This window comes from Adonisia turfae CCMR0081, assembly GCF_011009555.1.
Taxonomy (GTDB): Bacteria; Cyanobacteriota; Cyanobacteriia; order Phormidesmidales; family Phormidesmidaceae; genus Leptothoe; species Leptothoe turfae.
In genome coordinates, this window is the sequence record NZ_QXHD01000004.1 from 3711262 (window position 1) to 3724238 (window position 12977).

Below are 12977 nucleotides of genomic sequence, written 5' to 3' on the forward strand. Positions count from 1 at the left end.
AGCCTGAACAGATACTAGGGCGCTATCCCCATCAGCTTTCGGGTGGGCAACAGCAGCGGGTGATGATTGCGATCGCACTTGCAGGCGATCCGGCTGTCCTCATTGCCGATGAACCCACCACAGCTCTGGATGTTACCATTCAGGCCACCATTCTTGATCTCCTCAGGGATTTACAAGCCTCGCGGGGAACGGCAATTGTGTTTATCACCCACGATATGGGGGTGGTGGCGGAGATTGCCGATCGGGTCGCTGTCATGTATAAAGGTGACCTGGTGGAAATTGCCCCAGTCTATGATCTGTTTGCCAACCCGCAGCATCCCTACACCCAAGGGTTATTAAACTGTCGACCCAGACCGCAGCAACAGCTGCGTCGATTGCCAACCGTAAGCGACTTTATGGAAGTGGGGTCAGGGACAGAGGCTGGGAAAATTGTTGCCAAAGTGAGGACAGAAGCTGAGAAAGCTGAGTTACTAGCTGAGGTCAGCCCCCACGAAATTGAACAGCATCGTCAAACATTGGTGCAGCAAACGCCTCTTTTACGGGTCCAGAACTTAACCAAGGCGTTTCCCATGCGGGCAGGGTTGTTTGGGAAAAGAGAAGAGTTTCGTGCCGTGGATGCTGTCAGCTTTGAGGTTTACCCTGGCGAAACACTAGGTTTAGTGGGGGAGTCCGGCTGTGGTAAATCCACCCTGAGCCGTTGTTTGTTGCGTCTTATTGACCCCACATCCGGCCTGATTGAATTTGATAAACAGTCTGTTCTAGATCTTGATGCTGAGGCTATGCGTCGTCTCCGTCGAGAAATGCAAATTGTGTTTCAAAACCCCTACGGGTCTTTAGACGCCCGCCAGACGATCGGTGCCGCCATCATAGAACCCATGCAAATTCACGGTTTGGGGGGCACTAAGGCGGAGCGTCAAGCACGAGCCATCCATCTGTTAGAGCGGGTGGGGTTGGATGCCAGTGCCCTGCGTCGTATGCCCCATGAGTTTTCCGGTGGTCAGCGTCAGCGCATCTGCATTGCCCGTACCCTGGCCTGTGAACCTAAATTTATCATCTGTGATGAGTCGGTTTCCGCCTTGGATGTTTCAGTACAGGCCCAGGTCCTTAACCTCCTCAAAGATCTACAAAAGGACTTTAAGCTTACCTACATCTTTATTTCCCACGATCTGAGTGTGGTGAAATTTATTAGCGATCGCATCATGGTCATGAATCAGGGGCGAGTAGAAGAAATTGGTCCCGCTGAGGAGATTTATAACACCCCGAAAAAGCCCTATACCCAGAAACTGATTGCTGCGATTCCCGATGCCCAACTTGATGACATTCGCCAGCGTCAACGAGCCACAGCTGATATTCATTCATAGCCAGGATTGTAGGGGTGCACAGCTGTGCGCCCCTACAAAAGAATCTTTTACGCTAGGAAATCAATCAATGTTTTGCTAAAATTTTCCGGTTCAACCAAAAATGCCCAATGGTTTCCAGGAATTGTCTCAACCCTCAAATTCTTTAAATATTTCCGATAAGGCTTTAGCTGCCAGTCAAACCGATTTACACCAGCTTGCGGCTGCATAAACAAACTGGGCACCTGAATCTCCTGGGTCAGTCCCGGTACTCGCAACACCGCATCAAAAATCTCATCCCGTGCGGCCTTAGTGAACTTACTACCGATAGTCCCATCTGGGTTCTCTGCCAAACTCTCCCGAAAAACAGCTTCCTGTAAACTATTCCAGTCTCGGTACTGCTTCATTTGTTTGCCCTGTTGGATAGCAGCATCCCAATCTGCAAATGGTCCCATGCCCTTTAAAAACGGCAGGATCCCATAAAATAGTGGAAATGTCAGTCGAAAAATGCCCGGCATCCCATATACAAAAATTGGGTCTACCAACACCATCGTCAAAAAGTGCTCCGGTTGCCGGGTGGCCCAGTAGGTAGCCACCTTCCCTGACCAGGAATGTCCGACAATGTGAGCTGCTGACCAGCCCAAATGCTCCATCAGCTGTACCAGATCGCCCATCACCGTATCAAAGTCATAACCGTCGTTGGGTTTACTGCTTTGCCCATGTCCTCGCATATCCACAGCAACCGGATGATAGTGCTGAGCGGCTATGTGCTCTCCCACTGTTGACCAACCCAAGGCATGATCCGCTAACCCATGGAGCAGCAAAACGGGTTCACCATCAGTTTGCCAGTCTAGATATGACAGTTCAATCTGGTTGAAGGAGACGGTTTTTCGAATAACCATACTAATGAGGCTGCATAGTCAAGTCATCCTCATCATCGCATCGTTTTAGCAGACCGAGGCCGTATTTTACTGAGGTGCCGCCCACTAGATCTTCCCACTGACCTCTCGTTACCGGAATGTCTAGGTTTACGAATTACGGAACTATCAACGCTTTGATCCGGTCTGTCCAAAGGTGCCACTGCCAGGTTATGGGATGCTTGAATCTACAATGAGTGGGTTTGCTAACACTTTTTTGGCTAACACTTTATATTATAGTGTAAATTCTCTGAATATCTACATCCCTAAGGAAAAAGGTATTAACAGGCTCGGATGAAATGCAATCCATCCCCAGATTTAGCAACGCAAAACAACCCATCAGTTACCCAACGATTGCTACTGGGAACTCCCAGAAAGAAAAGGATTTGGCAGATAACCTTTGTGATTCTGGTCACCCATTAGATCTTGACACTATCTTTAAAGATACGACAACAGAAGTTAGACAGCTTCTGAATATAGATCGCGTTTCTATTTTTCGGTTTTATCCAGATAAAAGCTGGCACGGTGAGTTCATCGCTGAAGCTGTGGTTGAAGGGTGTGGGTCCTTGCTCACAGAAGAATGCTATGAATATTTTGGAGATGGACAAGTTCAGTATCATCTGGGGCATGTAGAGGCTGTAGCAGATATTTACACCGCTGATTTAAGCCCTCAGCATGTAGATATTCTAGAACAACTACAGGTGCGAGCTAGTTTGGCGGTGCCCATTCTCAAATATCAGTCCCTATGGGGGATACTGTGTCTGCATCACTGCCAGTCTCCTCGATTGTGGTCTGCTGAAGAAATTGATTTGGTTCAGCAAATTGTTGAACGGCTCAAGGACTCAGTACAACAGACAGAGAATATTTCTCAATCGTATTCTCAAACGAAGGTGTTTTCCAATAATATTAATCGCGAAAGAGCTATTGCTAAAACCATTAGCAAGATTCGCCAGTCCCTTGATATAGGCGTCTTATTTCAATCTGTTACCACCGAAATTAAACAGCTTTTAGAAGCCGATCGAGTTGCTATATTCCAATTCACACCTGATCAAGATTGGGAGGGAGAGTTTGTCTCTGAAGATGTATCAGAGGATTGGCGCTCTGTTTTAACTCAGCGAGTATATGAGCATAGCTTTGAGACACAATTTGCCGATCAGTATGATGAAAGACAAGTTCAGATCATAACCGATATTTACACGACTCAGCTGAGTGGCGACTATATCAATGTTTTAGAACGATTTGAGGTCAGGGCAAGCCTTGCTGTTCCTATTTCGCAAGGTGAGCAGCTTTGGGGATTACTGTGCGTTCATCAGTGTGAGCATGTTCGCCATTGGAGTTTAGATGATATTAAATTTGTTCAGAAAATTGTTGAGTATTTAAGCTTTGCCTTGCAACAGCTTAAGCTGCTAGAGCAGCTACGTTATCAAACTGAACAACAAAAATCTCTGACAGGTGTGATTACCCGTATTCGTGAATCCCTGGATTTAGAAACCATTTTCCAAACCACTGCTCAAGAAGTTAGGCATCTGCTGAAAGCAGATCAGGTGGGTATTTTCTTCTTCCAAAACGAACAATATTGGGAAGGGCAGTTTGTTGCTGAAGACTGTGGAAAAGGCATTTCATCGATCTTAGAAGAGAAAGTTTATGATCGAAATTTTGGTGAGAGATATGCTCCACTTTATCAGGAAGGACGCATGTACATCTCCCATAACATCTTTGAGGGTGATATCCAGAATGACGATGTTCAAAAATTAGAGCGTTTGGGTATTAAGGCCAATGTGGTCTCACCCATTATGAATGGTGATGAATTATGGGGACTACTCTGTATTCATCATTGTCAAGGTCCTCGACAGTGGCAGTTGTCTGAGATTGAATTTATCGATCAGATTGCTAAGCATTTGGGTGTGGCCCTTGAGCAATGGAGTCAGGTGGAGCAGTTACGGTTGCAAGCAGCTCAGTTGGCTCATGTTTCTTCGCGTGAGCTAGCGCTTGAACAACAGCAGCTATTGTCCCAGACGATTAACGCGATTCGTGATTCTCTGCAAATTGAAGAGATCTTTGATACGACTACCAAAAGTATCCAATCATTATTTAAAACTGACCGAGTTGTTATTTATCAATTTAACGCTGACTGGAGTGGTCAGTTTGTGGCGGAATCTGTAGCCGATGGCTGGCCTGTGTTAGTCGGGTCGCAAGGGATTAATCAAGATCCCTATTTAATGGAGACCCAGGGAGGTCGTTATGCGCGCCAAGAAACATTAGCCGTTGATGATATCTATCAGACTGACTATAAAGCCCACCACATGAGACTATTGGCTGATTCCGATGCTCGTGCCTATATGATTGTGCCGATCATGGAAGGTAATCGGCTGTGGGGGTTATTGGCCGCTTGTCAAAATTCTCGCCCGCGCCATTGGGAAACCGATGAAATTGACTTCTTAGCTCAAGTAAGTACTCAGTTAGGGGTGGCCCTGAATCAAGCAGAGGCCGTTGCCCGGGTGCGTGATCAAGCCGCAGCTTTACAAAAAGCCACAGACCGTCAGCGCGCGCTGACCATGACCATTGATAAAATTCGTCAATCGTTAGACATTGACATAATTTTCACGACAACGACCCAAGAGGTGCGTCAACTGCTTGAAGTAGATCGAGTCGCTATCTATCGGTTTAATGCTGACTGGAGCGGGGCCTTTGTCGCCGACTCCATTGTGGATGGCTGGCAACCTGCTGTGCCAAATCAGGCCATCATTCAAGATGTATTTTCTAGACCTGATCAAGACGGTCAGCTACCCCGTAATGAGGTTTTTGTGCCCATTTCCCAAGGTGAAAAACTTTGGGGTTTGCTGGTGGCCTATCAAACATCTAAGCCTCGCTATTGGGATGATGATGAGGTGGGCTTACTGGCCCAAGTTGGCACTCAACTGGGTATAGCCTTACAGCAGGCAGAGCTGTTGAGGAAGACACAGCAGCAGACTGCAAAATTAAACCAAACCTTGGAAACGTTAAAAAGCACTCAAGCTCGGTTGGTGCAGGGTGAGAAGATGGCTGGCTTGGGTCAGTTAGCAGCGGGTATTGCCCATGAAATTAATAACCCAGTGGGCTTTATCTCTAGCAATCTAGAGCCAATGCAAAACTATATTACGGGACTTCTGGAGTTACTAACGCTGTATCAACAGCATTACCCTGAACCGGAACAGCTGATTCAAAACAAAATCGATGATATTGAAGTGGATTTTATCCTAGAGGACTTACCTAAGATCATGGCGTCCATGAAAATGGGCACCAACCGCATTGTCGATATCGTTCAGAGTATGCAGAACTTCTCCCGTGTGGATGAAGCTGCCATCAAAGATGTGGATATCCATCAAGGAATTGACAGTGCGTTACTCATCTTGAAGCACCGTTTAAAGGCTTGTAAACAACGACCTACCATCAATGTTGTTAAATACTATGGCGAATTACCAACTATTCATTGCTATGCTAGCCATCTCAATCAGGTATTTATGAATATTCTAGTGAATGCTGTTGATGCTTTTGATGATCTGGAGCATTACCATGGTCAGATGCCAGAAATTGAGATCTCTACCCGTTGGCAGGAGAGTCAGAATACTTTAGTGGTAGAAATCTCAGATAATGGTCGTGGTATTCCTGAGGATGTCTTGGCAAGTATTTTTAATCCATTTTTCACGACAAAACCTGTAGGTAAAGGGACTGGGTTAGGATTGTCCATTAGCTACCAAATTGTAACGGAAATGCATGGTGGCAAACTATATTGCCAATCTACGGTAGGCCAGGGCACAACCTTCTGTATCGAAATTCCCTTAACTATTGCAGAGAAGATAGGGAGTTAGTCTAAAAAATATTTGGGCCAAGGGTGAATATAAAAAATCTCATAATTTTTTTACCTGATAATCCCTAAGTTAAATTGCCCGAAACCACTGTTTTATAGGCTTATGTAGTTTATAGATATCAGTAATAATCTTCAGCTGAGGGTAAGGTCGAGTTGAAGAATACGACAGATGTCATAATGGTTGCCATAGCTTTTTCATTGTAATACTCCCATACTCGAAGTATTACAGATAGGTCAATATAAGCAGCATCGGAATGTTCATTGATGTCCTGCCAGAAGCCTGAAGATATCTATGGATATGTGTTTTTCGGCTTTTTAGAGCAATAGGCTTGTAAATTTGAGATGAGAGAACTTTCATCTCAAATTCATGAAAGTCCGATTCAGTCATCCTATTATCAACGAAAGAACTTGATTCATTAGTTCTTTAATACTTCTGCTAACCATACAACTTGTATGGAGTAGATTTTAATAATTACTAGTTCTATGGAGAAAATTGTCTGGGTGCATCTTTGCTGTTCTAGGTAACCTGGCTTTAGGCCTCTTCTTAGCTTTTTAGCTAGAAGTGAACTCTTTTTGGGAAGGTTCTAAATTTTGATTGTTGGCTGTCAAAAGTCTTCTTCTGGTCAAGCAGTCCATTTAAGGCCATAAAAGTGGATATATTAGTAAGGAGAAAATTTCTAACTCTGAATTAGAGTTAACGCTATTCACTCTGATGAGAATGGCGTTTGTGTCTGATTTCAAGATTTCACATCTTTGAATCGCAAAAAAAAGGTGTTTTGGCCCTTTGCTTGCTCTTGAGCTAAGGAGAAGGCTCTGGTTCGGAAGAGTCTTCTCCTTGATGGAGTGTCATTTCAGCTTGCTCATTTGTAGAAAATAATAAGCTTGTTTGCTAAATGATGGATTTGTTTTTTTGATATTTGACGCTTCAAGGTGAGCATGTCTTCAATCAACATCTCAGTTGTAATTCCTGTCTATAATGGTGGAGAAGGATTTTATGAGTGTTTGGCTAGCATAAAACAAAGCCTCCGAGTTCCAGATGAGATTGTTGTTGTCTCTGATGGAGATACGGATGGCTCTTGGCAAGTGGCTAAAAACTTTGGCGCGATGGTGTTGCGATTGCCGCAGTCAGGAGGCCCAGCTCGAGCCAGAAATATTGGTGCACAGACTGCTCACGGCGATATCATCTTTTTCATGGATGCGGATGTAACCCTGCATCCAGACACATTGAGCTTAGTGGAGCAGCGGTTTCAAGAGCGGTCTGATTTAGCAGCCTTGATTGGCTCCTATGATGATTCGCCAGGTGCAGAGAACTTTTTATCTCAATATAAGAATCTCTTTCATCATTATACCCATCAAGTTTCTTCTGAAATTGCTTCAACATTTTGGGGGGCCTGTGGTGCTATTCGCCGTTCAGTGTTTCTAGCAGTTGGCGGCTTTGATGAGGACTATGTCAAGCCTTGTATTGAAGATATCGAGCTAGGCTATCGCCTTAAGCAAATGGGCTATGATATTCGCCTCTTTAAGGATATTCAAGTCAAGCACCTAAAGCGATGGGAGCCCATATCCCTACTCAAAGCAGATTTTTTTTACAGAGCGCTTCCTTGGACAGCTCTGCTTTTGAGTGAAAACCGTTTTGATGCTGATTTAAATCTCAGCTATGCCAATCGTTTGAGTGTGATCGGTGTATTTGGCCTAATAGGCACGTCGCTAGCTGGTTTGTTCTTTCCCTGGCTTTGGTGGTTGACAGCAGCAACAGCATTGGGATTACTGCTGATTAACGTTGATGTCTATCGATTTTTCTATGCTAAGCGGGGTTTGCTATTTGCCTTACGCGTTATCCCGTGGCATTGGTTTTACTTCTTCTATGGAGGAGGTGCATTTGCCTTTGTCCTATTGCAACATTGTTTAGGGCGTTTCCTACGACTGCCAGAGCCTTTAGTGTTGTCGGGAGTTCGTCGTTCAAGGTAGCACAAGTGCGAGATTTGCGAAAACCGGGGCTCGGTTGAACACAGATTTAAGAACACACATATATTTGGCTAATTTGGAGTTTATAACCGATGGAGCCCAGAGCTGTAGAAGATAGTACCGTTCCTGTAATCGTTATTGGTGGTGGACCGGCAGGGTTGACGTCTAGTTACGAGTTGATGAAGCATAATGTTAAGTCTATTGTGCTTGAAAAGGCTGATAAAGTAGGCGGTATCTCCCGTACTGAAAGCTATAAAGGATATAGGTTTGATATTGGTGGGCATCGTTTCTTCACTAAAGTGGGTGAAGTGAAGGCTATCTGGCAAGAGATTTTAGGGGATGACTTTATTCAAACGCCGAGGCTATCCCGAATTTACTACGATGGTAAGTTCTATGATTATCCTATTTCCATTTTCAAGACCCTGAGAAATTTAGGATTCATTCGTAGTTTTTTAATTGTAATGAGCTATTTGAAAGCAAAGCTCAAAAGATATTTAGGGTTGAGTGGAGAACCCCAGACTTTTGAAGACTGGGTGACGGACTGTTTCGGAGCAAGGCTGTATCGAATCTTTTTTAAGACCTATACAGAGAAGGTGTGGGGGATTCCCTGTAACCAAATTCGAGCAGACTGGGCGGCGCAGCGGATTAAGAATCTGTCTTTGAAGGAAGCTGTCATTAACGCACTGTTTGGTAGTAAGAATTCGAAAAGTCTTATTAAAACATTTGACTATCCCCGTTTGGGGCCTGGCATGATGTGGGAGCGGTGCCAAGAAATTTTAGAAGATAATGAGATTCCGGTGCATCTTAATACAGAAGTAGTGCGCGTTGAACGAGAAGGCAATCGTTTGACTAGGGTGCTAGCGAAACAAGGCGATCGCAACTTTGAGCTAGTGGGCGATCACTTTGTGAGTTCAATGCCGATTACGGCACTGGTCCATCGAATGGATCCCCCGCCCCCTAATTACGTTTTAGAGGCAGCGCGTGGCCTAAAATACCGTGACTTTCTGATTGTTTCCTTGGTCATCGATCGGGTTCGGCTTTTTCCAGACAACTGGCTTTATATTCACAGCCCTGAATTTAAGGTAGGTCGTATTCAAAACTTCAAAAACTGGAGTGTGGCGATGGTGCCTGACCCCAGCAAAACCTGTTTAGGTATGGAATATTTTTGCAGCCAGGGGGATGAGATTTGGGAGATGACCGACTCCCAGATGATTGAGTTTGCTTCTCGGGAAATCGCAAAGCTTAATTTGGGAGTGAAAGCACGTGATGTGGAGGATGGGTGTGTAATTCGTCAATATAAGGCATATCCGGTGTATGACGGCGAGTATCGCCGTCACTTAAAGGTGCTAGAAGACTATATTCGCGGTTTTGAGAATTTGCAAACCGTAGGACGCAACGGTATGCACCGCTATAACAATCAGGATCATTCCATGCTCTCAGCTTTGCTGGCGGCGAGGAATATTCTCGGTGAGGAGCATGATATCTGGAATATCAACGTAGAGCGCTCTTACCATGAGAACTTTACCGATCAGGAGTGGTCACAGCTCAAGAAAAAATCGGCCCAGCCTGTGGCCGAACTTAAACCGCTATCCCGTGCAGCTTAAGGAGGGTAAGCGATAGATGCTTTATCGGAGTACTGAAAAATTGGAAGATATTGAATCTATGAATCAACCCAATGTCACAATTGTGGTCTCGCCACGAGAACGGTTTAGCTATGCTCAAACCTCTTTAGAAAGTATTTATGGGCACACTCAGCTGCCGTTTGAACTGGTGTATGTAGATGGTGGTTCCCCAAAGCCCGTCCAAGAGTACCTGGAGATTCAAGCTAAGGAAAAATCCTTTGAGTTGATTCGTGTAGATCATATGCTCACGCCTAATCAGGCGAGGAATATTGGTTTAGCCCAGGTTAAGACGCCCTATGTAGCCTTTGTTGACAATGATGTTGTAGTTTCTCCAGGGTGGCTAGGGGCTTTGGTGCAGTGCGCTGAAGAAACCAATGCTGCCATTGTGGGCCCCCTCACCTGCCAGGATGAGCCTGTGCATGAAACCATTCACTTTGCCAATGGTGTGGCTCGCATTATTATCGATGTGAAAGGGCGACGGCGATTGCGCGAGAAGATGACTCGCCAGGGGCAGCGGGTAGTTGACACTCTGTCTAAACTGCAGCGAAGCACGGCGGAACTGGTGGAGTTTCACTGCATGTTAGTTAGCATGGATGTCTTTGAAAAAATGGGGCTTCTGGATGAGAGGTTTCTCAACACCAAGGAACATGTGGACCTGTGTATGGCAGTGACAGAGGCAGGCAGATCCATTTATTTTGAGCCCAGTTCTGTGATTACCTATGTACCAGGGATTAGCTGGAACTGGGCGGACTTGCACTTCTATATGCTGCGCTGGAGTGATACTTGGGAAACAATCAGCCTAGAGCATCTGAAGCAGAAGTGGAATCTATCTGAAGATGCGTACTTTACGCAGAAGCATAAAGCCCTGGGTTGGCGGCGACGGCGGATGATTCTCTCACCGTTATTAGACCGTCTGACGCTGGGGATGTTTAAGCATCGATTTTTTGAGAAGGCAACGTTTGGGCTGGTGAAGGATCGGTTTTTAGAAAAGATCTTTATGTATGGCCTATTCACACCTATTGATCGTGTCCTCAACAAGTATTTAACCGATCGCCATGCTCGCAAATGGTTAAATCTTTCCATGGGGGATCAGGGCCTGCATGTTGCGACAACGCCATCATTAGGAATTCTCCAAAATAAAATTGATGAAAATTCTTCTGCTGCATGACTATGGCACCGCAACGGGTGGCGCGGAATTGCAGATGCTGTCCCTGCGTCAAGGGTTAACTGAGCGCGGACATCAGGTGCGTTTGTTTGCCAGTAATGCCATGCCAGTTGAGGGCTATCCTCAATTGGCGGATGATGTTTGTTTTGGCACGAATTCTACACTTCAAGTGTTGACCCAGACGGCTAATCCATCTGCTTACTGGCAGTTGCGGCAGGTGCTGCAATCGTTTCAGCCCGATGTGGTGCATATTCGCATGTTTCTCTGGCAGCTATCGCCATTGATTTTGCCCTTGCTTAAGGGGATTCCCTGTATCTATCAGACTGCTGTTTACAAGGCCATTTGCCCGGCGGGGACTAACTTGTTACCAGATGGAAACCCCTGTCAGGTTTCTCCAGGTCGAGTGTGTTTGTCATCAGGGTGTTTAACGCCGAAAACATGGTTGGTGTTGATGGTGCAGTGGCGACTGTGGCAGCGATGGCGATCTGCCATTGACCGGATTGTGGCCCTGAGCTATGCGATGAAAGCAGAGCTTATGCAGGCTGGGTTACCAGCAGAGGTGATTCACAACGGTGTCCCAGTGAGAGAGCGGCGACCGCCCCTGAGTGCTCCACCCACTGTGGCCTATGCAGGCCGACTAGTCCCTGAAAAAGGGATTCAGGTTTTGATTCGGGCATTTGCGATCGCAACCACCCAAGTCTCCCATGCCCGTCTGCTGATCGCTGGCCAGGGCAAGTCAGAACCTGAGCTGCGAGACCTGGCTACGGAGCTGGGGGTGGCCGACAACATTACCTGGCTAGGTCACCTGTCGCGTTCAGACATGGAGCGTCAGTTTGATCGGGCCTGGGTACAGGTGGTGCCGTCCTTGTGGTCAGAGCCCTTTGGCAATGTGACCACAGAAGCCATGATGCGGGGGACCGCCGTTATCGTTAGTGCGGTGGGGGCACAGCCAGAAATCATTGAGCACTCTGTCACCGGCTTTGCGGTCCCGCCTGGGGATGTGGAGGCGATGGCTGTCTATCTCACCCAGATATTGCAGAACCAAGACTTGGCAGAACGTATGGGGGATTTGGGCAGAACCCGAGCCCTGGCTCACTTTAGTGAGAATGCGCGCACCGAAAGGTTTATTGCTCTCTACCAGCAGGTACAGGCCACATATGCCGATGATGCCATGGTTTATCCGGAGGTATTGTCGTCATGAGCGCCCCATTACTCAGCATCATTATTCCTACTTACAACCGCCCTGAGCTGTTATCTAGGGCTGTTAATAGTGCCTTAAACCAAACCCTCACGGATATGGAAGTCATTGTTGTGGATGATGGCTCTAAACCAGCGGTGGTGCTGCCACCACAGGATTGTCTCAGGGTAGTGCGTCAGCCCAATCAAGGGGGAGCCGCTGCCCGCAACCACGGTGCTAAGGAAGCAAGGGGGCGCTGGATTACCTACTTAGATGACGATGATGTCTTGCTGCCGGATATGGCTGAAAAAGCGATGGCGGCGACACAGCACATACCCCAAGATTTGCCTGAGCCGGTTGCGTTGTTATTTGGGTTGACCATTGTCAACACCCAGGGCAATGGCATCGAAACTCACCTACCGCCAACGCTGCCCCGAGGGTCCCACTTTTGTTTAGAAGAGATTCAACCGGGAGAGTCCTTTTTCTCAAAGCAAACCCTGGTGGTAGAACGGGAGGTGCTGTTGGGGATGGGCGGTTTTGATCCGAGTTTTAGCTCACGGGTGCATACTGAATTGTTTTTACGACTCAATCCTGTCTGTTCCCTATGGGGTATTCCAGAGGTGACGTATCATCTATCGGCCCATGCTGGGGTGCGGGTGTCGTCTAATTCACGCCGTCGACAGCATAATTTTGAGCGGCTTCTCTCAAAACACCATGACCTGTTTACCAGCCATTCTCGCAAAACAGTCGCTGATTTTGTGTTTAACCATGCCGATATGCTGCAAAGAAGCGGTCAGTCTTGGCTGGCAGCAAAGGCGCTGGGGCGCGCTTTGATGATTCACCCCATACACATCCTCCTGCGGTTGGGGTCTCCCTACAAAAGGCAGTTTTTGAAGCGTCTCTCTCTTCTAAAAACTCGCTTTAGGCTGTGTATGCCCGGAGCGTAG

General features: G+C 46.6%; 8 protein-coding genes. 7 read left to right on the plus strand and 1 reads right to left on the minus strand.

Annotated elements, in window-relative coordinates; translation table 11 throughout:
- Positions 1–1361, plus strand: a 1361-nt coding sequence (locus DXZ20_RS38275) for a dipeptide ABC transporter ATP-binding protein (protein ID WP_163703555.1), incomplete at its 5' end; no start/stop codon positions are given.
- 47 nt (positions 1362–1408) lie between these two features.
- Here DXZ20_RS38275 and DXZ20_RS20150 read toward each other — a convergent pair.
- Positions 1409–2239, minus strand: a complete 831-nt coding sequence (locus tag DXZ20_RS20150) for an alpha/beta fold hydrolase (protein WP_163700095.1) — start codon at positions 2237–2239, stop codon at positions 1409–1411.
- 314 nt (positions 2240–2553) lie between these two features.
- Here DXZ20_RS20150 and DXZ20_RS20155 point away from each other — a divergent pair, with 314 nt between their 5' ends.
- From DXZ20_RS20155 to DXZ20_RS20180, 6 genes are all read left to right on the plus strand, one after another.
- The gene (locus DXZ20_RS20155; protein ID WP_163700097.1) at positions 2554–6102 is read left to right on the plus strand and encodes a GAF domain-containing sensor histidine kinase; all 3549 of its coding nucleotides are present in this window, start codon (positions 2554–2556) and stop codon (positions 6100–6102) included.
- A 935-nt stretch (positions 6103–7037) separates the two neighbouring features.
- Complete coding sequence (locus DXZ20_RS20160) at positions 7038–8069, plus strand: glycosyltransferase family 2 protein (protein WP_163665936.1); 1032 nt, start codon at positions 7038–7040, stop codon at positions 8067–8069.
- A gap of 89 nt (positions 8070–8158) precedes the next feature.
- The gene (locus DXZ20_RS20165; protein WP_163700099.1) at positions 8159–9670 is read left to right on the plus strand and encodes an NAD(P)/FAD-dependent oxidoreductase; all 1512 of its coding nucleotides are present in this window, start codon (positions 8159–8161) and stop codon (positions 9668–9670) included.
- A gap of 16 nt (positions 9671–9686) precedes the next feature.
- On the plus strand, positions 9687–10856 hold the full coding sequence (locus DXZ20_RS20170; RefSeq protein WP_250565846.1) for a glycosyltransferase family 2 protein: 1170 nt from the start codon (positions 9687–9689) through the stop codon (positions 10854–10856).
- On the plus strand, positions 10834–12054 hold the full coding sequence (locus DXZ20_RS20175) for a glycosyltransferase family 4 protein (protein WP_163700103.1): 1221 nt from the start codon (positions 10834–10836) through the stop codon (positions 12052–12054). Before DXZ20_RS20170 ends, DXZ20_RS20175 begins: the two co-directional genes overlap by 23 nt.
- Positions 12051–12977 carry a glycosyltransferase family 2 protein gene (locus DXZ20_RS20180; protein WP_163700105.1) on the plus strand — a complete coding sequence of 309 codons (927 nt, stop codon included), beginning with the start codon at positions 12051–12053 and terminating at the stop codon, positions 12975–12977. The genes DXZ20_RS20175 and DXZ20_RS20180 overlap by 4 nt, the downstream gene beginning before the upstream one ends.